Source organism: Oceanomicrobium pacificus, from assembly GCF_009833495.1.
Taxonomy (GTDB): Bacteria; Pseudomonadota; Alphaproteobacteria; order Rhodobacterales; family Rhodobacteraceae; genus Oceanomicrobium; species Oceanomicrobium pacificus.
In genome coordinates this window covers 47,215-72,224 of sequence record NZ_WUWG01000003.1, presented here as the reverse complement: position 1 = coordinate 72,224, position 25,010 = coordinate 47,215, and the positions used below count along the sequence as shown (strand labels likewise).

Annotated in this window: 24 protein-coding genes; 7 read left to right on the top strand and 17 right to left on the bottom strand. The window is 65.7% G+C overall.

Annotated elements, in window-relative coordinates; translation table 11 throughout:
• Positions 1 to 11: 11 nt before the first annotated feature.
• Together GSH16_RS06885 and aguA are read left to right on the top strand one after the other, a co-directional pair.
• A complete protein-coding gene (locus GSH16_RS06885) occupies positions 12 to 947 on the top strand; it encodes a dihydrodipicolinate synthase family protein (RefSeq protein WP_160853410.1) in 936 nt (311 codons plus the stop codon).
• A gap of 71 nt (positions 948 to 1,018) precedes the next feature.
• Positions 1,019 to 2,110, top strand: coding sequence for an agmatine deiminase (gene aguA / locus GSH16_RS06880; RefSeq protein ID WP_160853408.1), 1,092 nt, complete (start codon positions 1,019 to 1,021; stop codon positions 2,108 to 2,110).
• Positions 2,111 to 2,113: 3 nt separating this feature from the next.
• On the opposite strand, the gene GSH16_RS06875 is transcribed toward aguA, so the two are convergent.
• Positions 2,114 to 3,208 (bottom strand): mandelate racemase/muconate lactonizing enzyme family protein, encoded by a 1,095-nt coding sequence (locus GSH16_RS06875; protein ID WP_160853406.1) that lies wholly within the window; start codon positions 3,206 to 3,208, stop codon positions 2,114 to 2,116.
• 200 nt (positions 3,209 to 3,408) lie between these two features.
• Here GSH16_RS06875 and kdgD point away from each other — a divergent pair, with 200 nt between their 5' ends.
• Positions 3,409 to 4,323 carry a 5-dehydro-4-deoxyglucarate dehydratase gene (gene kdgD / locus GSH16_RS06870; protein WP_160853404.1) on the top strand — a complete coding sequence of 305 codons (915 nt, stop codon included), beginning with the start codon at positions 3,409 to 3,411 and terminating at the stop codon, positions 4,321 to 4,323.
• Positions 4,323 to 5,315, top strand: a complete 993-nt coding sequence (locus GSH16_RS06865) for a mannonate dehydratase (RefSeq protein ID WP_160853402.1) — start codon at positions 4,323 to 4,325, stop codon at positions 5,313 to 5,315. Before kdgD ends, GSH16_RS06865 begins: the two co-directional genes overlap by 1 nt.
• Positions 5,316 to 5,402: 87 nt before the next feature.
• On the opposite strand, the gene GSH16_RS06860 is transcribed toward GSH16_RS06865, so the two are convergent.
• Positions 5,403 to 6,149: a FadR/GntR family transcriptional regulator gene (locus GSH16_RS06860; RefSeq protein ID WP_160853400.1), complete on the bottom strand. Its 747-nt coding sequence runs from the start codon at positions 6,147 to 6,149 to the stop codon at positions 5,403 to 5,405.
• Between the two features lie 247 nt (positions 6,150 to 6,396).
• On the opposite strand from GSH16_RS06860, the gene GSH16_RS06855 reads away from it, so the two are divergent.
• The gene (locus tag GSH16_RS06855; RefSeq protein ID WP_160853398.1) at positions 6,397 to 7,287 is read left to right on the top strand and encodes an SMP-30/gluconolactonase/LRE family protein; all 891 of its coding nucleotides are present in this window, start codon (positions 6,397 to 6,399) and stop codon (positions 7,285 to 7,287) included.
• 97 nt (positions 7,288 to 7,384) lie between these two features.
• Positions 7,385 to 9,076, top strand: a complete 1,692-nt coding sequence (locus GSH16_RS06850; RefSeq protein ID WP_160853396.1) for an MFS transporter — start codon at positions 7,385 to 7,387, stop codon at positions 9,074 to 9,076.
• Positions 9,077 to 9,087: 11 nt separating this feature from the next.
• Here GSH16_RS06850 and GSH16_RS06845 read toward each other — a convergent pair whose 3' ends face one another.
• The 4 genes from GSH16_RS06845 to GSH16_RS06830 form a co-directional block, all read right to left on the bottom strand.
• The gene (locus GSH16_RS06845) at positions 9,088 to 9,603 is read right to left on the bottom strand and encodes a FadR/GntR family transcriptional regulator (RefSeq protein WP_160853394.1); all 516 of its coding nucleotides are present in this window, start codon (positions 9,601 to 9,603) and stop codon (positions 9,088 to 9,090) included.
• 100 nt (positions 9,604 to 9,703) lie between these two features.
• Positions 9,704 to 10,963 (bottom strand): organoarsenical effux MFS transporter ArsJ, encoded by a 1,260-nt coding sequence (gene arsJ / locus GSH16_RS06840; RefSeq protein WP_160853392.1) that lies wholly within the window; start codon positions 10,961 to 10,963, stop codon positions 9,704 to 9,706.
• Positions 10,960 to 11,958: an ArsJ-associated glyceraldehyde-3-phosphate dehydrogenase gene (locus GSH16_RS06835; protein WP_160853390.1), complete on the bottom strand. Its 999-nt coding sequence runs from the start codon at positions 11,956 to 11,958 to the stop codon at positions 10,960 to 10,962. Before GSH16_RS06835 ends, arsJ begins: the two co-directional genes overlap by 4 nt.
• Before the next feature lie 87 nt (positions 11,959 to 12,045).
• Positions 12,046 to 13,326 (bottom strand): agmatinase family protein, encoded by a 1,281-nt coding sequence (locus tag GSH16_RS06830; protein ID WP_160853388.1) that lies wholly within the window; start codon positions 13,324 to 13,326, stop codon positions 12,046 to 12,048.
• 116 nt (positions 13,327 to 13,442) lie between these two features.
• On the opposite strand from GSH16_RS06830, the gene GSH16_RS06825 reads away from it, so the two are divergent.
• Entirely contained in the window at positions 13,443 to 14,306 is an 864-nt protein-coding gene (locus GSH16_RS06825) for a DUF302 domain-containing protein (RefSeq protein ID WP_160853386.1), read from the top strand.
• Positions 14,307 to 14,318: 12 nt separating this feature from the next.
• Here the strand turns inward: GSH16_RS06825 and GSH16_RS06820 are convergent, their stop codons facing one another.
• From GSH16_RS06820 to GSH16_RS06770, 11 genes are all read right to left on the bottom strand, one after another.
• On the bottom strand, positions 14,319 to 14,633 hold the full coding sequence (locus GSH16_RS06820; protein WP_160853384.1) for an L-rhamnose mutarotase: 315 nt from the start codon (positions 14,631 to 14,633) through the stop codon (positions 14,319 to 14,321).
• Positions 14,630 to 15,448, bottom strand: a complete 819-nt coding sequence (locus GSH16_RS06815; RefSeq protein ID WP_160853382.1) for a sugar phosphate isomerase/epimerase family protein — start codon at positions 15,446 to 15,448, stop codon at positions 14,630 to 14,632. Before GSH16_RS06815 ends, GSH16_RS06820 begins: the two co-directional genes overlap by 4 nt.
• Positions 15,445 to 16,497: a Gfo/Idh/MocA family protein gene (locus GSH16_RS06810; protein WP_160853380.1), complete on the bottom strand. Its 1,053-nt coding sequence runs from the start codon at positions 16,495 to 16,497 to the stop codon at positions 15,445 to 15,447. Before GSH16_RS06810 ends, GSH16_RS06815 begins: the two co-directional genes overlap by 4 nt.
• A complete protein-coding gene (locus GSH16_RS06805; protein WP_160853378.1) occupies positions 16,494 to 17,216 on the bottom strand; it encodes a FadR/GntR family transcriptional regulator in 723 nt (240 codons plus the stop codon). Before GSH16_RS06805 ends, GSH16_RS06810 begins: the two co-directional genes overlap by 4 nt.
• A complete protein-coding gene (locus GSH16_RS06800) occupies positions 17,213 to 18,199 on the bottom strand; it encodes an ABC transporter permease (protein ID WP_160853376.1) in 987 nt (328 codons plus the stop codon). Before GSH16_RS06800 ends, GSH16_RS06805 begins: the two co-directional genes overlap by 4 nt.
• Positions 18,196 to 19,260: an ABC transporter permease gene (locus GSH16_RS06795; protein ID WP_160853374.1), complete on the bottom strand. Its 1,065-nt coding sequence runs from the start codon at positions 19,258 to 19,260 to the stop codon at positions 18,196 to 18,198. Before GSH16_RS06795 ends, GSH16_RS06800 begins: the two co-directional genes overlap by 4 nt.
• Positions 19,257 to 20,786: a sugar ABC transporter ATP-binding protein gene (locus tag GSH16_RS06790; RefSeq protein ID WP_160853372.1), complete on the bottom strand. Its 1,530-nt coding sequence runs from the start codon at positions 20,784 to 20,786 to the stop codon at positions 19,257 to 19,259. Before GSH16_RS06790 ends, GSH16_RS06795 begins: the two co-directional genes overlap by 4 nt.
• 78 nt (positions 20,787 to 20,864) lie before the next feature.
• Positions 20,865 to 21,902, bottom strand: coding sequence for a rhamnose ABC transporter substrate-binding protein (locus tag GSH16_RS06785; RefSeq protein ID WP_160853370.1), 1,038 nt, complete (start codon positions 21,900 to 21,902; stop codon positions 20,865 to 20,867).
• Positions 21,903 to 22,067: 165 nt separating this feature from the next.
• On the bottom strand, positions 22,068 to 23,036 hold the full coding sequence (locus GSH16_RS06780; RefSeq protein ID WP_160853368.1) for an NAD(P)-dependent oxidoreductase: 969 nt from the start codon (positions 23,034 to 23,036) through the stop codon (positions 22,068 to 22,070).
• Positions 23,033 to 23,821 carry an acetoacetate decarboxylase family protein gene (locus tag GSH16_RS06775; protein WP_160853366.1) on the bottom strand — a complete coding sequence of 263 codons (789 nt, stop codon included), beginning with the start codon at positions 23,819 to 23,821 and terminating at the stop codon, positions 23,033 to 23,035. The genes GSH16_RS06780 and GSH16_RS06775 overlap by 4 nt, the downstream gene beginning before the upstream one ends.
• Positions 23,818 to 24,945: a mandelate racemase/muconate lactonizing enzyme family protein gene (locus GSH16_RS06770; protein ID WP_160853364.1), complete on the bottom strand. Its 1,128-nt coding sequence runs from the start codon at positions 24,943 to 24,945 to the stop codon at positions 23,818 to 23,820. The genes GSH16_RS06775 and GSH16_RS06770 overlap by 4 nt, the downstream gene beginning before the upstream one ends.
• Positions 24,946 to 25,010 lie beyond the last annotated feature (65 nt).

Below are 25,010 nucleotides of genomic sequence, written 5' to 3'. Positions count from 1 at the left end.
GGAAGAGCCGAATGAAAACGACACCCGTTACCGAAGATGATATCGCGCGGTCCGTCTGGGCCGTTCCACCCGTGTCGCTGGAACCCGACGGCACCCACCTCAACGGTCCGGAGAATGCCAAGCTCGCGGCCCATATCGAAGCCGGCGGCGTGTCCACGCTTCTCTATGGTGGCAACGCGAACATCTACGCGATGACCCACGGCACCTATTCCGACCTGCTGGACGCGATCCCGGACTGGGCCGGGGCCGACACATGGGCCATTCCTTCGGCCGGTCCCGATTTCGGCAAGCTGCGCGATCAGGCGGCGATGCTGGCCCGCACACGGTTTCCCGCCGCCATGCTGCTGCCGATGACCGGCCCCTCCTCGCCGCAGGGCACCGAAGCCGCAATCCGCGATTTTGCCGACCGGGCGGGGATGGCCGCGATCCTCTATCTGCGGTCCGACCAGATGCTTCTGCCCGACCAGATCGGCGCACTCGTCGATGACGGAACGGTCGTGGCGGTGAAATATGCCGTCGAGACCGGCGATTTCACCCGCGACCCCTATCTCGACCGGATGCTGTCGGTCGTGCCGCGCCCGCGCGTGGTCTCCGGCATCGGAGAGATCGCCGCCGTGCCGCACCTGCGCAGCTTCGGGCTTGCCAGCTTCACAGCCGGCGCGGTCTGTATCGCGCCCCGGCGCGCCATGGCGGTGCTGGCCGCGCTCAAGGATCGGGCGGTGGCCCGCGCGACCGCGCTGACCGGCCCGATCCAGCCGCTGGAGGACCTGCGCAACGAACATGGCGCGATTGCCGTCATCCATGATGCGGTGACGCTCTCGGGCGTGGCCGACATGGGGGCGATGACCCCGCATCTGAGCCATGTGCCGGATCATGTGAAGGACCAGATCGCCGCTGCCGTGGCCCCGCTCCTCGAACAGGAATCCGACCTGACCGAACCCGCCTGACGCCCTTCCGCTCGGCCGCCATATCCGCTATCGCAGGCAGATAGGTGACCGGGCCAGCAAGGGACTTCAGCATGACCGCTCCGATCGACAGCACGCCGCGCGCAGACGGCTTTTCCATGCCCGGCGAGTTTGCATCGCACCGCGGCTGCTGGATGGCCTGGCCGGAACGGCCGGACAATTGGCGCGACGCGGCCGGTCCGGCGCAGGAGGCGTTCGTTGCCGTGGCCGAGGCGATCCACCCGTCCGATCCCGTCACCATGACCGTGTCACCCGCGCAATTCGCCAATGCCCGAAGCCGCCTGTCGCCCGGCATCCGCGTGCTGGAGATCGAGAGCGACGACAGTTGGATGCGTGACATCGGCCCGAGTTTCGTGACCGACGGCGGGGGCGGCCTGCGGGCGGTCGACTGGAAGTTCAACGCCTGGGGCGGCACGGTCGACGGGCTCTATGCGCCGTGGGACCGTGACGACGCGATGGCCGCCCGCGTGGCCGAGGTGGAAGGCGCAGACCGTTATCGCGCACCCTTCGTGCTGGAAGGCGGGGCGATCCATGTGGATGGTGAGGGCACGGTCTATACGACCGAGGAATGTCTCTTGAGCGACGGTCGCAATCCTGGCATGGACCGCGCCGCGATCGAGGCCGGCCTGCGCGACTATTTGGGCGCGGAGAAGGTTGTCTGGGTCCCGCGCGGGGTGATCCTCGACGAGACGACGGGCCATGTAGACAATATCCTGCACGTCTGCGCACCGGGCGTGGTGGCCCTCACCTGGACGGATGATGCGGACGACCCGCAGCACGAGAGATCGTCGGAAGCGCTCGACGCGCTCCTCTCGGCGCGCGATGCGCGGGGCCGCGCCATCGAGATTGTGAAACTGCCGATGCCCGGTCCGCTCTACATGACCGCGGAGGAGGCCGCAGGCATTGCGCCTGGCGCGGGCGGCATGAGCCGGGCGGCGGGCGAACGGCTCGCCGGCAGCTACAGCAATTTCTATATCGGCAACAGCCGCGTGGTCTTCCCGCTCCTCGACCCCGACCATGACGCGGAGGCGGCATCCATCCTGCAGCGGCTCTTCCCCGACCGCGACATCATCGGCGTACCGGGGCGGGAGATCCTGCTCGGTGGCGGCAATGTCCATTGCATCACCCAGCAGGTGCCGCGCTGAGGGTCAGGCGTTGAGCTGCACCGCCTGCAGCTTGCCCCAGTCGAATGTCACGCCCGTGCCCGGCACATCGGGGGCGACGGCCCTGTGATCCTCGACCACCAGCGGGCGTTCCGTGTAGCTGTCGATCGGGAAGGAATGCACCTCCAGCCAGCCAGCGTTCGGCCGCGCGGACAGAAGGCTCACATGCAATTCCTGCATCCCGTGGGAGCAGAGCGGCAGCCCGTATTTCTCTGCCAGGTCGGCCACCTGAAGAAAGCCGGTAATGCCGCCGCAATTGGACGCATCGGGCTGGATGTAGCTGAGGCCCGCCTGATCGAACGCATATCCGAACTCATGGATCGTGTGCAGGTTCTCCCCCATCGCGAGCGGCACGTCCGTCTCTGCCGCGATGCGCGCGAACCCCTGATAATCGTCCGGCAGGGTCGGCTCCTCGAACCACAGGATGTCATGTGCCTTGAACGCGTTGGCCGCGCGGATCGCCTCCTCGACGCTGAGCGCATAGTTGGCATCCACCATGAAGGCGCGGTCGGGACCGAGCCGATCGCGCACCGCGGCGACGCGGGCAGCATCATCTGACAGTTCCGGTCGGCCGACCTTGATTTTCACGGCGTTGAAACCGCGGTCGATATAGCTGTCGACCGAGCGCAGCAGCTTCGGCAGGTCATAGCCGAGATCGATCCCCCCACAATAGGCCCGGCAGGTCCGGCCCGCGCCGCCCGCCATCTTCCAGAGCGGCTGGCCGGTGCGGTGCCCGCGCAGGTCCCATAGCGCAATATCCACCGCCGATATGGCAAAGGAGGCGATGCCGCCGCGCGCGACATAATGCACGTGCCATTGCATCGCGTCATAGAGCGCCTCGACGCCCGCCGCATCCTGCCCGATCAGGAAGGGCGCAAGGTCGTGGTCGACCATCGCCTTGATCGCGTGGCCGCCCTTGCCGCCGGTATAGGTGTAGCCCGTCCCCTCCAGCCCGTCGCTGGTGCGGATCGTGACCGTCACCAGTTCGAAGAAATGATGGTCGCCATGTTTGGCATCCACCAGAACCTCTGCCAGCGGCACCTGATACAGCGTCGCCGTGACCGACCGAATCTCTGTCATTGCCTGTTCCTCCCTGTTCGGGACGTTGCCCGTCGCGACACTCTGCCCCAGCCGCCGCGACCGGGGAAGCCCCGCAGCGCGCAACTACCATACATGAAGACACAAATTGACAAGTTTGCGAAATTTGTAATTCACACTTTACCAATTCCAAAAGTTGTTTTAACAAATCTCTGACACCTAACGCATCGACAGGATTGCACATGCCTCTCACGCCCGCTCAGCTTCGCGATCAACTCGGATCCGGTCTGCTGTCTTTCCCCGTGTCCCATTTCGACGCGGATCACCAGCCGAAATTCGACAGCTACCAGACCCATATCAACTGGCTGTCGGGCTATCCGGCTGCCGGCCTGTTTGCTGCGGGCGGCACAGGTGAGTTTTTCTCGCTGACGCCCGAGGAGGTTGTGGCCTATGTGCGCGCGGCCAAGGAAGCGGCCGGCGACACGCCGATCCTGAGCGGCTGCGGCTATGGCACCGAAATCGCCAAGGGCATCGCCCGCGGCGCCGAAGAGGCCGGGGCGGACGGGCTGCTTTTGCTGCCGCACTACCTGACCGAGGCCGGGCAGGACGGGCTTTACGCCCATGTGAAGGCAGTGTGCGACAGCACGGCCACGGGCGTGATCGTCTACAACCGGGCCAATTCGGTCCTGAACGCCGACACGGTGGAGAAACTGGCAGAGAACTGCCCGAACCTGATCGGCTTCAAGGACGGGACCGGCAAGGTCGATCTGGTGCGCGAGATCACGGCGCGCTGTGGCGACCGGCTGGTCTATATCGGCGGGATGCCGACGCACGAGCTTTTCGCCGAGGCCTTCTATGGCGCGGGCGTGACCACCTATTCCTCCGCTGTCTTCAATTTCGTGCCGAACCTTGCGATCGGGTTCTTCGACGCGCTGCGCACCGGAGACAAGACCCGGGTGGACGAGATCCTGCGCGGCTTCTTCTTCCCCTGGGCGAAGATCCGCGACCTGGCCCCCGGCTATGCCGTGTCGGCAGTGAAAGCCGGTGTCGAACTTGTCGGCCACCCGGCCGGCCCGATGCGCCCGCCGCTGACCGACCTGAAGCCGCATGAACGGGACCAGCTCGCGGCGCTCATCGACAGCGTGAAGGGGCTCTGATGCGGCTCGGCACCCAGATCCCGGCGCGCAACGACGATGATTTCCGCATCATGGCGCAGCTTGGCGTCACCCATGTCAATTCGGACCCGCCGGGCAACCCGCATGACTGGACGCTCGACGACCTGAAGCGCCACCGCGACAAGCTCGACGGGTTCGGGCTGGTGCTCGACATGGTGCAACTGCCGCTCGCCTCGCGCCCGATCGAGGAGAGCAAGAGCCCGGACATCCTGCTGGCCGGTCCCGACCGCGACCGCCAGATCGACAGCATCTGCACGCTGATTGAGAATATTGCCGCCGCGGGCATTCCGGCCGCGAAATACAATATGAACATCATCGGCATCCCGCGTTCGGAAAGCGAAGAGGGCCGTGGCGGATCGCTCAATTCCACCTTCCGCTGGGACAAGATGGACCAGACGGCCGCGCCGGGCCTCGCCGGGGAACTGCCGGAGGATGAGAACTGGGAACGGATCGACTATTTCCTGTCCCGCGTCGTGCCAGTGGCGGAGGAAAACAAGCTGCGGCTCGCCTGCCATCCGCATGACCCCTACACGCCGCCGGGCTACAAGGGCGTGACCCGTGTGCTCGGCACGGTGGAGGGGCTCAAGAAATTCGTGTCGCTGCATGAAAGCCCCTATCACGGGCTCAATTTCTGTCAGGGCACGGTCGGCGAAATGCTCGACGATCCGGCCACGGAAATCTTTGATGTGATCCGCTGGTTCGGCAGCCGCAACAAGATCTTCAACGTCCATTTCCGCAACATCCGCGGGCGCAAGCTCGACTTCATGGAAGTGTTCCCCGACGAGGGCACGATGGACATGTGGGCGTCGATCAAGCTCTACGCCGAACTGGGCTACCCGTACATGATCATGCCCGATCATGTGCCGCTCGTGGCGGGCGAAGACCCGCGCAACACGGCCTTCGCCTTCGTCTATGGCTACATCGCCGCGCAGCTCGAAGCGCTGCGCGCCGAAGGATACCTTTCCGCGGCTTGACCCGGGAAGGCCGGAAGGGGGTCGCTGCCGTAATGTCCCGTCGGCAGCGGCCCCCGTTCCCGTTCGGACCTTTGGAAATGGCGCGCCTCAGACCCCGGCAGGCAACCCTTCGAACATGCGGCCGCGCTCGGCATCGAGGTGACGGCACATGGCCACCGCAGCGGCATCGGCGTCCCTGTCCCTGATGGCGGCGAGAATGGCCTCATGCTCGGCCAGAACCTGCCGGTGCACAATCTGCACATCGCCCTGGGCGAGCCCGCGCGACAGTGTCATCGAGGCCGCGATCTGTGGCTGCAGCGAGGTGCGGGCGGCCAGAAAATAGTGGTTCTCGCACCCCGCGAATATGGCCGTGTGGAACTGTTCGTCCGACAGGTCGACGGCGGCCTGCTCGGAGCCGTCGTCGGGCAGGCCTGCATGCTGCGCGAGGGCCGCGGCGATCCGGTCGATCTGCTCCGCGGTCGCGCGGCTCGCCGACAGGCTCGCCGCGGCGCATTCAATGGTGCGGCGGAACTCGAAGGTGCGCTGGATGTCCGCGATGGAGCCGACCGGCGCGAAATCGAGCTGTTCGCTGTCCGGGCGGCGCTGGACATAGGAGCCCGACCCTTGCCGCGACAGGATCAGCCCCTCCTCCCGCAGGCGCTTGAGTGCCTGTCGCAGAACCGGCCGCGACACGCCGAACTGCTCGCTCAGACTGGTTTCGGTGGGCAGTTTGGAATGTTCGGGAAAGGTCCCGTCCGCGATGAGCGTGATCAGCCGGTCATAGACCTGATCGGCAAGCGTCCAGTCACGGCTGCTGCGGCCGACCGGTCTGACGCTCTGAGCTTGTGCAGGCATGATCTTGCCCTTCCCCGTATCCTCAACCTTGCGGTATCCGCCCCGTAGCCAGGCCTGCGCCCCGCCATTGTCCATCCCTGTCCTGTTGACCTTGACGGCAGGGTTCACCGCCGAGTTTACGCCTTTCCGGGCGACTTGTCACATGAGAGGCGGGTTTCATGGTGTCGCATATTGTCAAAATTGTTTTACCAATCTACATACAAATCCAGACGACCCGCCTCCGGGTCGGACCGCCAGAGGAAATTCCATGCCCCAGCCCGACCCAGCACCCGCCGTTTCCGTCGCCTTCGATCAGGTGGCCACCGTCGGAGAGGGCAGCTTCTGGTCGGCACGGCGCGACGGGCTCTACTGGGTCGATATTCCGGGCGGCAAACTCCATTTCAATCGTCCCACCGACGGATCGCACAAGGTTTGGGACTTAGGTCGACCGGTCGGCTGTGTGGCGGAGACGGAGGCCGGCGGCATCGTCGCCGCCCTGACCGACGGGTTCTGGCATCTCGACCCCGACACGGGCGACATGCGCGCCATGGGCGGCCCCGCGCCCGGCACGGTGGAGCACCGGTTCAATGACGGCACGGTCGATCCGGCGGGCCGGTTCCTTGCCGGGACCATGGGGCTGACGCCGGAAGCTGCGGAACGCGGCGAAGGCACGCTCTACCGGTTCGACGGGACAGAGGCCGTGGAGGTCATGGGCGGGTTCAAGACGGTGAACGGGCTGGCTTTCTCTCCCGATGGCAAAACGGCCTATGTGTCCGACAGCAACCCCGCGATCCAGACCGTCTGGGCCTATGATTATGACGTGGACGATGCGGCCTGGACGAACAAGCGCGTCTTTTTCGAGTGCCATGACTGGCCCGCTCGCCCGGATGGCGGCGCGATGGACAGTGACGGTTGCTACTGGATGGCCGGTGTCTCGGGCTGGCAGCTTCTGCGGATCACGCCGGCGGGCAAGGTCGATATGGAAATCCCGATGCCGATCGAGAAACCGACCCGCATCGCCTTCGGGGGACCGAAGCGCGACCAGCTATATGTGACCTCGATCCGGGTGGATGCGCCCGATCAGGCGGACTCGGGCAAGGTGTTCACCCTGTCCCTGCCCGGTATTACCGGCGTCGACCTGCCGCTGATGCGGATCTGACGGCGCTTGCGCGGCGGAACCACGTTCCGCTGACGCTGGAATTGAATTGCAGTCCCGAGCGGCGCGGCGTCCACCGGCGCGACGCATCTGAGCGGCCATGCTGGCCGCGCCCCGGAACAGCCGCGGGGCGCGCGCCCCTGCGCCTGACGTGACATGGAGGAGACCCGCCCTGCTCGACACCACGTTTGCCCCGTTCCGCAACCGCACCTATTTCGCCTTCTGGTCGGCCGTTCTCGTCTCGAATTTCGGCGGGCTGATCCAGATGGTCGGCGCGGGCTGGCTGATGACCAGCCTGACGGACAGCCCTTCCATGGTGGCGCTGGTGCAAGCGTCGAACACGCTGCCGATGATGGTTTTCATGCTGTTCGCGGGCGCCGCGGCAGACATGTTCGACCGGCGCAAAGTCATGCTGACCGCGCAGATCTTCATGTTCACCATCTCGGCGCTGCTGCTGGGCTTTGCCGCGGCGGGCCTCCTGTCGCCCTGGACGCTTCTGCTCTTCACCTTCCTGATCGGCAGCGGCAATGCGCTCAACAACCCGTCCTGGCAGGCCTCCATGGGGGACATTTTCCCGCGCGAGGAACTGCCTGCAGCGGTGGCGATGAACGCGATGGGCTTCAATATGACCCGTTCGGTCGCGCCCGCCATCGGCGGCGTGATCGTCGCCGCCTTCGGCGCGGTCGCGGCCTTTGCCGTCAACACTTTCTCCTATCTCTTCATCATCACGTTCCTGTTCCGCTGGAAGCGCGAGGTGGAGCCGCGTGCGCTCGACCGCGAACAACTGACACGGGCGATCTCGGCCGGCATCCGCTACGCGCTCATGTCGCCCAATATCTACCGGGTCGGGCTGCGCGGCTTCCTGTTCGGCGTGACGGCGGTGGCCATGCTGGCGCTCCTGCCGCTCGTCGTGCGTTTCAAGCTGGGCCAGACGGCGGATGTCTACGGGCTAATGCTCGGCGCTTTCGGCGTGGGTGCCGTGGCGGGCGCCCTGACCAGCGTGTCGCTGCGCGAGGCGCTCCGCAACGAATATATCGTGCGGGGCACCTTTGCCCTGAACGGGCTGGCGCTGGTCACCATGGGGCTGGCGGACACGGTCTGGATGACCGGCCTGTGCCTGATGGTGTCCGGCGCCTGCTGGGTGCAGACCATGTCGCTCCTGAACGTGTCGGTGCAGCTGGCCTCGCCGCGCTGGGTCGTGGGCCGGACGCTCGGCATGCACCAGATGGGGGCCTTTGGCGGCATGGCGCTTGGCAGCTGGCTCTGGGGAACGGTGGCCGAGGGCGCCTCGCTCGACACAGCCCTCGTCTGCGCGGGCGTGCTGATGCTTTCCGCCATCGCGGTCGGGTTCCTGTTGCCCCTGCCAGATTTCAACACGGAGGATCTGGCCCCGCTCGACCGGTTCCGCGAGCCCGAACTGGCGCTCGGCATCTCGGGGCGCAGCGGGCCGGTGCGGGTGCAGGTCACCTACCGGATCGCCGAAGCGGACCGGATCACCTTCCTGACCCTGATGGCCCAGCGGCGGCGCATCCGGATGCGCGACGGGGCGCAACGCTGGGCGCTTCTGCGCGACCTGCAGGCGCCCGAATGCTGGACGGAGAGCTATCAGGTGCCGACATGGACGGAATATTTGCGCCACAACCAGCGGCGGACCCGGTCCGACGGGCCGGTTGCGGACGAGATCCGCGCGCTGCACCGGGGCGACGCGCCGCCCGAGGTCCACCGCTGGATCGAGCGCCAGCCCGATCCGAACATGCCCGACCCGCCGGTCCGGCTGCATCCCGAAATCTGAGGCGGTCCGGCCTAGGCTTGCGCGCGGTAGCGGCGCAACGCGTTTTCCAGATGGGTGCGCATCGCGGCGCGGGCGGCCATTGCGTCGCCCGCCGCGATCGCCGCATGGACGGCCTTGTGCTCGGCCAGGAGTTCGCGCTCCCGGTCGAGCGCCGCGGCGCTTGCACCGCCGCCCGATCCCTGCCGCGCGCGCGGCACGGCGGGCAGGCCCAGCGCCATCAGGAACTTGACCATGTAGCGGTTCGACGCCGCATCCGCGACCGCCATGTGGAAGGCGAAATCGACCGATCCGCCCAGTTCGCCCGCATCAATCCGGCCCTGCATATCGTCAAGGCATTCCGCGATCCGGTCGATCTGGCTCCGGGTCGCGCGGCCCGCCGCATGGCCTGCGGCCTCCACCTCGATGCCGAGCCGCAGTTCCAGACATTCGATCAGTTCCGCCCGGCTGCGCGGATCGAGCCGCAGAACCGCATCCTCCGGCTCTGCCGATTTGCCGATCATGGTGATGTTCGTGTCGCTGTCTGACATGGGGTATGGGCCTGTCGTCTGTTCGATTCCGCGGGTCCGATCCTAGCGCGGCGGCGGCGCGGGTGCGAGGGCCGATCTGGCCCGTCGCACGCCAGCCCGACTATTCGTCCGCCGTCAGCCGCCCGCTTGCCATTGCGCTCAGACCGACCATGAGCGCCGCCGTGCCGAGCATCAGCGGCAGCCCGCCCCACTGGTAGGTCAGGCCGGACAGAAGCGTGCCCAGAAGCCGCCCGGCCGCATTGGCCATATAGTAGAAGCCCACATCCATCGTGACCCGCTCGGCCCGCGTGAAGGCGAGGATCAGGTAGGAATGGAGCGCGGAATTGACCGCAAACAGCCAGCCGAAAGCCAGCAGCCCCAGCACGAGTGTCACCGTCAGCCACGGGGCGGGTCCTCCGGCAGCAAGCGCCGCGCCCGTCAGGACCAGCGGCACCGCGGCCAGCCCCCAGGTCCAGTGCGGCGCGGCGGCGATCAGGTCGCGCTCGGGCCGCGACCGCGCCTTCAGGATGGTCGGGGCAGCGGCCTGTACCGCACCATAGAGGATGATCCAGACCGCCATGAAACTGCCGATCAGGAAGAAGGCCGTCCGGTTGCCGGCTTCCGACCCGTCGGACAGGACCGCGTAGAAATAGATCGGGATGCCGACCACGAACCAGACGTCGCGCGCGCCAAAGAGGAAAACCCGTGCCGCTGACAGCCAGTTGACGTTGGGGGACCGCGACAGAAGGTCGGAGAAGGGCACGCCTTTGCGCCCGCGCGGCAGCCCGGGCGGCATGGCAATGATGATCGCCGCAAGGATGGTCGCAAGGATCGCGGCCATCATCCATAGCGCGGCCGTGAATCCGATCGTCGCCAGCATTAATGCGCCGGTCAAGAAGCCGACCCCCTTCACCGCGTTTTTTGACCCCGTCAGCACCGCCACCCACCGGAACAGCCCGCCTTCGCTCGATGGCGCCAGCAGCTTCACCGCCGATTTGGAGGACATTTTCGCCAGGTCCTTCGCCACTCCGCTCGCGCCCTGCACCAGCATGACGAAGGCGACCGAGACACCCGTGGTCCAGGCCGGGTCGAGCCGCGTCAGCGCCATCAGCGCGACGATCTGGATCGCGAGCCCCGCATAGAGCGTCGAGGTCAGGCCGAACCGCGCGGCTATCCAGCCTGCGGACAGGTTGGTGACCATCCCGGCAAATTCGTAAAGCAGGAACAGGTAGGCCAGTTGCACCGGCGAAAAGCCGAGTGTGTGGAAATGCAGGAGCACCAGCATCCGCAGCGCCCCGTCCGTCAGCATGAAGGCCCAGTAGGCCGCCGTCACGGCGATATAGGCCGACTGCCCCTCGGGCCTGTGACCGGTTGCGGTCACAAGCCGCCGCCCACCATCAGGGCCACATCCACGAGCCGGTGCGCATAGCCCATTTCATTGTCATACCAGGCATAGACTTTCAGCTGCGTGCCCGCGACGACCATCGTCGACGGCCCGTCGACGATCGAAGACCGCGTGTCGTTCACATAGTCGGCGGACACGAGCGGCCGCGTCTCGTAGCCGAGAATGCCCGCAAGCGGTCCTTCGGCGGCGGCCTTGAAGAGCGCGTTCACCTCCTCGGCGGTGGTTTCACGCGCCAGTTCGAACACGCAATCGGTGAGCGAGGCGTTGAGAAGCGGCACCCGCACCGCATGGCCGTTCAGCCGGCCCGTCAGTTCGGGATAGATGAGCGTGATCGCGGTGGCGCTGCCGGTCGTCGTCGGGATGAGCGAATTGAGCGCGGAGCGCGCGCGCCGCAAATCCTTGGCCGGACGGTCGACGATGGTCTGCGTGTTCGTCACATCGTGGATCGTGGTGATCGACCCGTGCCGGATGCCGAGATTTTCGTGCACCACCTTGACCACAGGGGCGAGGCAGTTGGTCGTGCAGCTGGCGGCGGTCACGATCCGGTGCGCCTCCGGATCATAGGTCGCGTCATTGACCCCGAAGACGATATTGGCCGTCGGCCCGTCCTTCACCGGGGCCGAGACAATCACCTTTTTCACGCCGGCCTCGAAATAGGGCGCCAGCGCCGCTTCGGATTTGAAAACGCCTGTGCAGTCGATGACCACATCCACCCCGCCGAGCGGCAGGTCCGACAGACTGCGTGTGCCGATGAAGGGCAGCCGCGTGCCGTCTATGGTCAGACTGTCCGCATCATGGGCGAAATCCGCAGCCCAGCGCCCGTGCACCGTGTCGAATTCGAGCAGATGGGCATGCATGGCCGGATCGCCGACCGCATCGTTGATGAAGGCGATGTCGGCGCCGCGCTCGAGCAGCGGGCGCAGTGCAAGCTTGCCGATCCGGCCAAGACCGTTGAGGGCATAGGTGGTCACGTCAGTCTCCGAAGATAGGGTCGGTCCGTGCCTATCCAATCCTCATGACAGTTGCATGACAAGCCCGCGAAAACGCGCGCGACCGGTTCAGTTTGCACCCTGCCCGTGAGAGACCGTCAGCGGGTCCTTGAAATCCGGTTCCGTGATGCCGAGCTTGCGCAGCGCCATACCGGTCAGGCATTCGCGCGCCAGCCGGTTGGCATTGAGCGCGGACACGTAAGTCGGGTCGAGCATCGGCGCGAGTTCCACCAGTTCGAACCCCACGACATTGGTTTCCGCACAGAGGCGGCGCACGATCGGGAAAGCCTCGCGCGGGGTCAGCCCGCCCGGTTCCGGCGTTCCGGTGCCCGGCACGAAGGCCGGATCGAGCGTGTCGATATCGAAGGAGACAAACAGATATTCCGGCCCTTCCTGCGCCTCGCGGATCACATCCTCCATCACCGCATCGAAGCCGCGCGCCTCGATCTCGGCCATCGTGTGATAGCGGAACCCGTTTTCCTTCATCCATTCGAACGCCTTGCGGTCGGGATAGTAACCGCGCAGTCCGACCTGGATGAAGTTCTTGCCCTCCACAAGCCCTTCCTCGATCAGCCGGTAGATCGGCATGCCGTGGCTGATCAGATGCCCCATCATGTATTTGCCGGCATCGTAGTGAGCGTCGAAATGGATCACCCCGACATTGCCCTTGCCATAGACATCCACCAGCGCGGCCACGTCCGGATACATGAGCGAATGGTCGCCCCCGATGATCATCGGGAACACATGGCGCCCGTCCTCGTGCTGGACCTCGGCAATCTCGCGCACGATCTCGCGCATCGGCGCCATGGTGCGTTCGGTGCTCATGATATCGACCGGCGCGTTGCCGTAATCGACCACCTTCAACGCTTCCAGCGGATCGACCATGGTCATCATATGCGGCTGCGACGCGCCATAGCCGCCATAGACCTGACTGTTGCGAAACGCGTTGGGCCCATGTGCTGCCCCGCGCATGCCCGTGCCCATGTCGGTGAACCCGCCGATCACGGCGACATCCACGTCTGCCGCGCGCAAATCATCCTGCGTCAGAGCCAGATCGGAATTGAAAAATGTCGGGATCGCGGCATAGGAGAAGCCGAAGGGGAACCGGTTGGGATTGAAACCGCCCGGGTCACGGCCCGCCTGCAGATCGTCCCGCGGCGTGCGCCAAATGTTGAAACCCGGATCCTCTGTGTCGAGGGGGATCGTGGCCTGTTCACCCGGCCGGATCGGCGCGGCCTCCTGCTCATAGGCATGGCCGTAGACCTGCGCAGCGAGCGGCGACGCGCCCACAAGCGCAACCAGACAGGCAGATGCAAACCATCCGGCGCCCTGATATTTTTGACCCGTCATCACACCCTCCCCGAGACTTACCGTTCCAAATCAGGCACCATGATAGGGATTCGGCCTATCGGGTCGACTTTTTTTCTTGAGGCGGGATCAGCTTGGAGGATCGGATGGGACGTGGAATGGCTTTCTCCAGCAATCGAAGACGCGGCCTTCTGGCCGTGCTGGCACTTCTGACATTTCCGCCCGCGGCCGTTCTGGCCGACCCGCAGGCAGAGGTCGACCAAGCGACCGAAGCCGTCTTGGACACCGTCGCCGCCGCTGGTCTTGATCCGGTTGTGGAGATCGACCATGCCCGGCTAGCGGCCGCCGAAGGCGTGGACATGCCGCCCTCCCGGGTGCAGATCTTTTCCGATCCGGTGGTGAACACGGCCCTGATGGCCGACCGGATCACGGCGGGGCTCGACCTGCCCTACCGCGTGCTGGCCCATGCGCCGGGGGATGGGGCCGCCCTTTTGACGACGGGCAGCGATTTTCTGGAAATCCGCCACGGGCTGACGGACAGGAATGCGCTCGAAGCATTCGACCGGCGGTTGACTGAGGCACTGGGCGGGCGGGATGTCGCCCGCGCGCCTGTGGCCGGTCTGACGGAAGGCGCCGCTATCCTGCGTTTGCCGAGCCCCTATGATGTGGCCGAGAGCGTGCGGCGTCTCGAAGCGATCGTCCGCGCGCAGGCAGATACGGTCTGGTTTGGCCGGATTGACTTTCAGGCAGAGGCCGCCGCGCTCGGCGTGACCCTGCCGCCCGCCGCGCTCCTGCTCTTTGGCGGGCCGGCTCCGGGCGGCGTCGCCATGGCGGAATTCACGGCGATCGGCCTCGACGCCTTTTGCCAGAAACTGCTCGTCTATTCGGACGGGAACGGCGCCACGCAGGTCATCTACAATGACATTGCCGGGTTGGCGGAACTTCACTACGGCCGCTCCGCCCCGCCCCATGCCGCGCTCAACGACCGGCTGACCGCCACATTTGCCAAGGCACTGGAATAGGCGCCTGTCGCGTCAGTCCATGTGGAACTGGCGCGGCAGCAGATAGGGGAAATCCGTCGTCGGATCGGTTTCGATCTTCATGATCGGCGCCATCCATTCGGCCCATTTCGCATTGACCGGGCAATCTGCCAGATGCGCTTTCGTGGCTTCCAGATCATCGGTCTCGAAATAGCCGAACAGCGTCAGCCCATGGCGGAAGATATTGTAGTTGCGGATGCCCGCCGCGCGCAGCGTGTCGAGCATTTCCGGCCAGATCTCGTCATGCCGGCGCAGATACTCCTCTTCATATCCGGGCCGGACCTCCAGCACCCAAGCATAGGATGTCATGCCGCTCCCCCTTTCCAGTCGTTAAAACAGTCGCGTAGCGCGATGATCTCGGTCAGAACATCCTCAAAGAGCGTGTTCATATAGTCCTGATGGACCGGCTCGATGGACAGCGCCCCGCCATAGCCGGCATCGCGCAACGTCGCGAACATGGCCGGAAAATTGAGCGTGCCATGCGCGAATTTCGTCTGCAGCGCGCCCATCTTGGCTTGCCGAAGGTGCACATGGACGGCATGGGGCGCGAGCGGGTCGACCTCCTCCTGCCGGTAGCCGAGGCAGGCGAAATGCGAGTAGTCAAGCGCCAGCCCGATGCCGGTTGCGTCCACCAGATCCTGCACGATGGCAGGGCTTTCGGCGAAACTGTGCACATGCGGCTCGATGCAGAGCTTTGCCTCGAACCGCTCGGAAAGTCGCATGAAGGCCGAGAGGCTGCGCTTCGACTGGTCCGCAGCCTGCGCGCGCGACTGGCCGGGGTTGACCATGCCGGGCAGGATGAAAACCGTCGCGATCCCGGCCGCATCCGCAAATGTCAGAACGGCCTCCAGATCCCGCAGATTGTCGTCCAGCGTGCCTGGCAACGCGAGGTTGCGGCCATCCAGCCCGTCACCGAACAGGTGGTAATAGTTGGGCAGATCGACCCCGAGCCCGGCCAGATCCCGAGCCGCCTCTTCGGGCGCGTTCAGGATACGCGCCTTGTCGAGACCAGAGCGGTAGAACAGGCTGACATCGAGCGCGCCAATGCCAAGCGCGCGGGAAATGTCGGCGGCTTCCTGCAGCGTGCAGGAAGGCAGCGACCAGGATGTGAGCGAAAGCTTCATGCCGCACCCCCGATCAGCGCCACTTCGCCACTGTCGGCGGAGCGGTAGAATGCGTGCAGTGCCTCCGTCACGCGGGCCCCGTTTTCCGCGTCGGCGGCGTTTTTCACATCCTCCCCGGCACAGAGCGCCGCGAAGACGCGCACCGGCAGCGTGCCGTCATATTCGGCCTCCTGCTGCGCGATCTCCACCAGTTCATCCTTGCCGTCGAGCCGGCGCAATTCCAGCCGCGCGCGTTCATTGTCGAAGAACAGGCAGCCTTCGGTTCCGTAGATGCGCATATCCATATGCATGCCCACATGTTTGGGCACGGTCGAAGCGCCGGAAAAGGAGACCGTGGCACCGTTTGTCGCCCGCCCGACCGCCGCATCATAGTAATCGACGCCCGTCGGCGAGCGTCCGAAGGCGCAATAGATGCTCTCGAACCGCAGATCGGCCACATAAACGAGCCAGGACAGCGCGTGGCTCATCTGGCCCCAGCCATAGCCGCCGGCTTTCTCCGGATCGGCCCAGGTAGAGGCCGGTGGCCGGAACATATGGTCGGCGGTTTCCAGCATCGGCTGTCCGGCGAACAGGTCTTCAAGCGCCGAGCCCATCTGGCACACGGCATGGCGGACCTCTCCGATCCGGCCGTCCCGCACCATCTGCGCGGCCGTGCGGCTGAAAGGGGTAAAATTCATCCCGCAAGGCACCAGCACTTCGCGCCCGGCCCGCGCGGCGGCGGCGGCGATGGCCCGCCCGTCCGCCTCGGTCGTGGCCATCGGCTTTTCCACCAGCACATGGCACCCGGCCTGAAGCGCCGCGATAGCGGGTCCGGTATGCGCGACATGGGGAGTGGAGATCATCACCCCGTCGAGCGCCTCCGCCGCCAGCATCGCCGCCACATCCGTGTAGCGGGCCGAAATGCCCCATTTGTCGCCCACCTGTGCGAGCCTGTCCGCGTCGAGATCACAAATCGCGACCACCTCCGCCCCGTCGGTCTCGTTGATTGTCGGGATATGGTTGAAATTGGCCCACCATCCGGTGCCGACAATGCCGATCCGTGCTGTCATTCCCTGTCCTCCCCGACAGTCGATTTATAGACGTTGAGCATATGCTGCTCGGCCGCGCGGGCCGCCGCGTCGGGATCACGAGCGCGCAGCGCATCAAGCAGGACGCGGTGATCCTTCAGGCTCTGCGCCAGAACGCCCGGCGTTTCGGAGGCGCGCAGCCGCACCTCCAGTCCGATCACGTTCAGGCTCTCCCCGATCCGTTGCAAATAGGCGTTGCCGCAGCCTTTCCAGAGCGCCTCGTGAAAGGCGAGGTCGGAGGCGCGGAAGGCGGTCGGATCACCCATCGTGTCGGCCTGATGGTCCAGAATATCCCCAAGCGCATCAAGCGCCGCATCGTCCATATTCTCCGCCGCACGCCGCGCCACGTCGCTCTCGATCAGCGAGCGGGCATCATAGAGCGCGCGCACATTGTCGGCCTGCAGCGACAGGAAGAACTGGATCGGGCCGAGCAGCGCCTCCGCATCCAGTTCCGAAATGTTCGCCCCGCCGCCCTGCCGCGTCCGCACCACGCCGAGGATCGACAATCCGCGGATCGCCTCGCGCACCGAGGGGCGCGACACGTTCAGCGATGCGGCCAGTTCCCGCTCCGGCGGCAGCAGGTCGCCGGGCTGCAGCGCGCCTGTGGTGATCTGGTGCAGGATCCGTCGGGCCACCATCTCGGCCACGGATTCGCGCTTGATCGGTGTGTCGAGGCCGGTTTCGTTCTCGGGCGCTCTCATGGCGAGACTTCCTTGGGTTTGGCGGCACGGTTGAACCGCGGCAGTCGCAGCCGCGGCGCGAGGACGGAGCCGATCAGCAGCAGGCCGATCACCCCGGTCTGGATATGCCCCGTGATGTTCATGAGCGCCATCCCGTTGCGCAGGTTCAGCACGATCAGGATCGACAGGAGCGTGCCCGTCAGCGAGCCCTTGCCGCCGAAGATCGACACACCGCCCAGCAAGACGATGGTAATGATGTCGAGCTCGAACCCGAGCGCCACGTCGCCGCGCACCGCACCGACACGCGCGGCATAGAGCAGCCCCGCGAAGGCCGAGATCAGGCCGGACGCGACGAAGAGAATGAATTTGTGGCGGCGGCTGTCGATGCCCGCGAAATCGGCCACGTCGCGGTTGGTTCCGATCACATAGGTCCGCCGGCCAAATCCCGTCTTCTGCAACAGCACGTAGAGGAACACGAACAGGACCCCGAAGGCGATGAGCGCAAAGGGTAAGGGACCCAGCATGGGTGCCTGCCCGAGCGCGTCGAACCAGTCGGGGAAATCGGTGATGCCGCGATCCTCCACCAGCACGCGGGCCAGACCGCGGAACCCGATCAGCGTGGCCAGCGTCACCACCAGAGACGGCAGCGCCATGGCGGCAATGAAATAGCCGTTGAGCGCCCCGCCCGCGATGCCGATCCCGAGGCAGACCAGACAGGCGAGACGCGCGTCGACGCCGTTCTGGAACATCCAGCCGAAGGCACAGGCCGACAGGCCCATCATCGCGCCCACCGACAGGTCGATCTCGGCATTGATGATGATGAAGGTCATCACCAGCGCCACGATCACCTTCTCGATCGAGAGCTGGAACAGGTTGATCTGGTTCGCCACAGTCAGGAATTCGGGCGTCAGCGCTGCATTGACCGCAAGGATGACAAGCAGCGCGGCGAAGAGGAACCCTTCCCAACTGCGCAACCCCGTTGCGAATGACGATAGACGGGTCATGCCGCGCCCTCCTTCGTGACCTTGCCGGCGGCGGCGGGTTTCGGCTTTGCGGCCTCATGCTCCTGCGCCTGCCGGAGCCGGAACAGCCGCCGCATCAGGAGCGTGTCGACCGTGACCGACAGGAGGATGAGCGCGCCGAGCACGGCTTCCCGCCAGAATTCGGAGACGAGTTGCCAGCGCACGAGGCTCGTGTCGATCAGATCGACGAGGATCGCGCCCAGAAACGCCCCGATCACCGTGCCCGACCCGCCGAAGATGTTGACCCCGCCGACGACGGAGGCCGCGACGGATTTCAGTTCGAACCCGAGCCCGGCCACCACGGTGATGTTGCCGAACCGGGCGAGGAACATGAACCCGGCCAGCCCCGCCAGCGCACCCGCGAGCACGAAGGCCGCGAAGACCGTGGCGCGGGTGTTGATCCCCGCCATTTCGGCCGCTTCGGGGCTGGAGCCGACCGCATAGAAGCGGCGGGCAGGCCGGAACCGCGAGAGAAGGATATGGACGAGGACCACCACCACGACCGCGACGGCAAATCCCGCGCGCAGCTGGAACTGGCCGATCGTCAGGAGCTTGGTGTTGGGGAAGCTGACCAGCCATTGCGGCAGGCTGCCCGAGGTGATCGACTTGGCGTCGGAGAATTCGACCAGCGCGGAGCGGAAAAGCGCCATGGTCGCCAGCGTCACGATGATCGACGGCACCCGCGCATAGGCCACGAGCGCCCCGTTGATGCAGCCGAACCCCGCCCCGCAGACCATCGCGAAAAGCACGAGCGGCACCGGCCCCATATCGGGATAGGCGGTCACAAGGCTGCCGGTGGCAAAGGCAGTGAAGCCGACCACAGACCCCACGGACAGGTCGATGTTTCGGGTCAGGATGACGATGGTCTGCCCGGTGGCAATGAGCGCCATGATCGCGACAGAGCTCGAAATCCGGTTGAAAAGCCGTCCGTTCAGGTAATTGTCGACCTGAGTGGAGAAGAAGAGAACTACGAGGCAGAGCACGAAGAGCAGCCCGGTGATGCGCAGCGCCTGCGGGCTGACGCGCAGGAAAAGACGGGTCATGCCGGTTCTCCTTCGCGTGCGTCGGGGGCGGTGGATCTCACCTGCCCAGTGGCCAGCGCCATGACCTTCTCCTGATCGGCGTCGGCGGCGTCGAGAATGCCCATCTGCACCCCTTCGCGCATGACAAGTATCCGGTCGCCCATCGCGAGCACCTCGGGCAGGTCGGAGGAGATGACGAGAACCGCACCACCCTTGGCGGCGAAGTCACGGATCAGGTCATGGACCTCCGCCTTGGCGCCAATATCGATACCGCGTGTCGGTTCGTCGAAAATGAGCAGTTCCGGCTCCATGTTGAGCCATTTGGCGAGCATCACCTTCTGCTGGTTTCCGCCTGACAGCATGCCCACGTCAATCTCCACATCCGGCGTGCGGATGTTGAGCCGCTGGCGATAGGCTTCCGCCGTTTCGGCCTCGGCGGCCCGGTCGATGATGCCGGCGCGCGACTGGTAGCGCGACAGGGTGGCGAGGGTGACATTGTCGCGGATCGGCATCTCCATCGCGAGGCCGAGCTTGCGCCGGTCCTCCGAGACATAGGCGATGCCGAGGTCCATTGCCTGCCGCGGCGTGGTCAGACGGACCTCCGCACCCTTGTAGGTAACGGTGCCGCCGGTGGCGGGCGCGATCCCGAAAAGCGACAGGGCCACATCGGTGCGCCGCGCGCCGATCAGGCCGGCCATGCACAGAACCTCGCCGCGATGCAGGTCGAAGCTGATATTCTCGTAGGTGCCGTCCAGCGTCAGGTCGCGCACGCCGAGCAGCACCTCCGGCGTCGCTGTCGTGGGGGCCTTTTCGAAATAGTTGCCGACCTCGCGGCCGACCATCTCGGCGATCATCCCGTCGGGCGTCGTCTCGTCGATCGGACGGGTGGAGATATGCTGCCCGTCACGGATGACCGTCACGCGGTCGGCAATCTCGAACACCTCTTCCAGCCGGTGAGAGATGTAGACGACCGAAACGCCCTCCTCCGCAAGGGTCCGCGCGACGCGGCGCAATTGCGCGGCTTCGTGCGCCGACAGGGCGGCTGTCGGTTCATCCATGATCAGGACGCGCACATCCTGACTGAGCGCGCGGGCGATCTCCACCGCCTGCTGTTCGGCCAGCGTCAGGCCGCTCGCCACCTGATCGACATCAAGCGCCATGCCGATCCGGTCGATCAGCGCATGGGCCTTGCGGCGCAGGTCGCGGCGGTTCTGGAACCAGCCTTCCTTCGTCGAGGAAATGAATATGTTCTCCGCCACGTCGAGGTCGGGAAAGACCATCGGTTCCTGATAGATCGCGACCACGCCGCGGTCGCGCGCGGTCTGCGGTCCGGCCAGCGTCACGGCGTCGCCGTCGATCCGCACGGCACCGGAACTCGGCTGGTGGATTCCGGTCATGATCTTGATCATGGTGGATTTTCCGGCGCCATTCTCGCCCACGATGGCATGGACCTCGCCGGCATGAAGGTCCATCGACACGTCGCTGAGCGCGTGGGTCATTCCGAAGCTTTTCGACACATGATCGAGGCTGAGGACGGGCTCGGGCATCTGATACTCCAAGGGGCAGGCTCGGGCGGGCAGCGCGGGGAAAGCGCCGCCCGCCACCGGGGGTCTATCGGGCCGCGATCACTGGGCGGCGGCTTCGACATTGTCCTTGTTGTAGACCGTGAACGGCCCCATCAGGATGCGCTTCGAGCCCGGCCGGCCGGGATCTTCCTCGATCGTGTAATCGCCCATCCGGCCGGCGGTGAAGCTCTCACCCAACTCGCCGGTCAGCTGGCCCGTCGCCATGCCATAGGCCGTGTAATAGGTGAGGTAGCCGAGGTCGCGGAAATCCCACAGCGCGAATTCCGGCGCGCAGCCGTTCATCGTGTAGGAGACCATCTCGGCGGGCAGGCCGAGGCCGGAAACCTTCACCTGATCGCACAGGCCCTCGTCCTGCATCGCCTTGGCCGACGCCTGAATGCCGACGGTGGTGGGCGACATGATCACGCCGAGATCGGGATATTTGTCCACGAGAGCGAGCGCGCGGTTATAGCTGACCTCCGCCTGATCGTCGCCATAGACGATGTCGACCAGTTCGATGCCGGAATATTTGTCGCCCTTCAGCGCGTCCTGCATGGAGGCGATCCACGCATTCTGGTTGGCCGCATCGGGCGTGGCCGACAGGACCGCCATCTGGCCCGACCCGCCAAGGATCGAATGGGCCATGTCGGCCATCACCGTGCCGATCGAGCCGAAATCGACCTGCGCGACGAACACGTCCTCACCCTCGCCCGACGGAATCGGGCTGTCCCATGTCACGACCTTGGTGCCGGCGTCCTGTGCGGCCTTGGCCGAGGGGGCGATCTGGTCGCCCGCATTGTTGGAGAGCATCACGGCGCCCTGCCCCTGCGTGGCCGAGGTTGTCATGATCTCGATCTGGCCGGCCACCGAGTTTTCCGGCGTCGGGCCGACGAAGAGCAACTCGCCCGGATTGCCAAGCTCGGCATGGGCTTCCTGCGCGCCTTCATTGGCCTGATCGAAAACCAGAATGCCGAGGAATTTCGGCAGGAGCACCATGTCGACCTCCTGCCCGCCTTCGAGCGCGGTCTGCGCCTGTGCCAGTCCGGAGCCGAGCATCGCCAGTGCGGCGGCCGTGCCCATCAGTTTCGTCATCTTCATTGTCTTCCTCCCATTTGTGGTGCTGCGCTGGTCGCGCTGCCTATTTTCCGCCGCCCCGCCCCGTTTTCGGGTGCGAAGGCGCTGGAAACCCTTGCGGGGCCTTGGCCCCCGTTATGTCTCCCGTCACCGCCGGCGAACCGGCTCCCGTATCATTCCCCTCCGCCGTCACCCGCCCGTGCCCGGCACCGGCCGACGTGGCGGCTGACCGGCGAGCGCCCGCGTCACATCCTCGGCCACGAGCCTTTGCAGGTTCGCGATGGCGGCTTCGGAATACCAGGCGGCATGGGGTGTCAGGATCAGGTTCGGCGCGGCGCGCAGGGGCGAATCCGCGGGCAAGGGCTCGGTCCGGAACACGTCGAGTGCCGCCCCGCCGATCCCGCCCGCGCCGAGCGCGGCGGCCAGATCTTCCTCCACGATCAGCTGCCCGCGCGCGCTGTTGACAATCATCGCCTCGGGCTTCATCCGGGCCAACCGTTCCGCGTTCAGGAACCCGATCGTCTGCGGGGTCGCGGGCGCGTGAAGCGACAGAAGATCCGCGTCCGCCAGCAGCCGGTCCACATCGACAAGCTCCACGCCGAGTTGGGCCGCATCCGACGCATCGAGGCCCGGATCATGGGCGATGAAGGTGAAGCCGAACCCCCGGAGCCGTGCCATCACCGCCTGCCCGATCTGGCCCAAGCCGAAAAAGCCGATCACGGTTTGCGAAAAGGGTTTCATCGGGCGCGCCACGGCGACGGCGGCCCAGTCGCCGCCGCGCAGCGAGGCGTCGAGCGGCACGAGTTTGCGCAGGAGCGTCAGCGCCGCGGCGGCCGTGTGGTCGGCGACCTCCTCGGCGCAATAGTCCGGCACATAGCCCACGCTCAGCCCCGCTGCGGCGGCGGCGTCGAGGTCGATATTGTCGTAACCGACCCCGTATCGGATGACCGTGCCGCCGGGCTCCATGGCCTGAGCGGCGGCTGCGGTGAAGGGGGCGAATTGCACGAGCGCCACCTGCGCGCCGGCGACAGCGGCCGCAACCTCCTCGCCCGTTCCGGCCTGATGGGCAGCGAAATCCGCGCCGGCGGTGCGCGAAGCGGCTTCCTCCTGCTTCAGGTCGGGAAACGTGTAATCGGTGACGACCACTTTCGCTGTCATGCCCCGCCCTCCAGATAGTCGTGAATAATCTCTCCGGCGACGAGCGTGAAATCGGCGCGCCAGAAAAAGGCCCGCAGCGGCTCCAGCACCGGCAGGCGCGACACGGGCAACTGCGCATTGCCGCGCAGATCCACCGTGCAGGGGCCGGACCATGCTTCATGCACGGTCACATCCGTCAGCGCGCGCGAGGTCAGTTGCCGGATCGCGGGACGGCCGTCGATATGGTCGACCGCCTTGAGGTTGATATTGGTGCCGAAATCGAAAAAGGGCTTCAGATCGGCTGCCTCTGCGGGCTGCTGCTTGTAGGGCATCGTGCCGGTGATCACGTCGATGCCGTTGCGCTCCACCGTGCCGACAATGAGATCGCCGCGCATTTCGATCGCGGGCGTCCCGAGCTTCTTGGGCTGGCCGTGAATCTCCCGCCCGTGAGCGACGCCGGCATCCGACGACAGGACCAGCCACGGCGAAAAGGCGCCCTCTGCCACACCCGGAAGCCGTGCCCCCACCATCACGTTGGCCTCCCCGTAGGGACCGAGCCAGTCGGGGTCGTTCATCCGGTAGATATGGACGCAGGCCACATCGCCGAGCGGTTCCAGAGGCGGTGGCAGCAGGAAGGCAATCGCGTCAGGGTCGGTGCGCCAGTAGAGCGTCAGGATCTCGGCATTGCGGAACCGGAACGGAAAGGGCGGGATCATCGGCGCGTCCCACGGCGTCGAGAAGCCGCCCGCCGCAATCTCGGTCTCGGTGGGGCGTGTCAGCCCGAAGCGTGTCGGCCGCCCGCTCATGTCATCGCGATCCGGCGCACGACATCTTCCTGAACCTCGATGCCAAGCCCCGGCGCCTCGATCGGATAGGCCCAGCCGTCGCGGTGCCAGAGCCGGTCCGCGACGAGGTCGTTCTGCACGACCACATCGAAGGGTTTATATTCGAAAATCTCGGCATTCGGGGAGGCCAGCGACAGGTGCAGGCTCGCCGCTGTCGTGATCGCCGTCGACCAGGCATGGGCGTTGATCACCTTGCCATACTGGCTGGCGAGCGCATCGACGCGGCGGAACCCGGTGATCCCTTCCACGCGGGCCGGGTCGATCCCGTAGACATCGACCGCGCCCAGTTCCATCTGGCGGCGGTATCCGGCTTCGGTGAATTCCCGCTCGCCGGACGCAATACGGACGCGCGTGTTCTGCTTCAGCTTCACATAGCCCGCATCGTCGGTCGGATAGAGCGGCTCCTCGTACCAGCCGATCCGGTATTCCGCCATGCGGTTGGCGACCGAGATGGCCGTATCCACGTCCCAGCGCACGCCATTGCCGATATCGACAAGGATCTCGGCCTCGTCGCCGAGCGCCGCGCGCAATGCGCGGATGAAGCTGACATCCGTGTCGGGATCGCCCCCGATATCGGATTCGCCCTTCTTCGCGAAGCCGAGCTTGCAGGAGGTGAAGCCGGCCTCGAAGAAGCCGACAACTTCGGCCACGCAGGCAGCCTCGCCCTTCTTGTTCACATGGCTCGACGCATTGGCTTTCAGCCGCTCATGTTTCAAACCGCCAAACAGCGCGTAAAGCGGCTTGCCGGCCGCCTTGCCGGCAATGTCCCAGAGCGCCATGTCGACGCCGGAGATCGCCAGCGAGGCGATGCCGCCCTCGCCATACCACCAGACGTGGCGGCGCATGGTGGTCCAGACCGTGTCCGTGTCGGTCGCATCCATGCCCTTCACGGCAGGCAGCAGCCCCTCGGTGATGATGGTGGAGACAGCCTTGCAGGCCTCGGGCCACATGGCGATGCATTCGCCCCAGCCGACGATCCCGTCATCCGTCGTGACGCGCACCAGCACGGTCCGGCGGATTGTGTTGAAATCATTCGGGTCCGGATACTCGACCGGTATCGGTTCAATCGCCGCGATGCGGGTCATGCGTCTCCTCCCTTGCGGCCGGTGCCCTTTTCTTTGACAGGGCTTCAGTCGGACGCTACTTATTT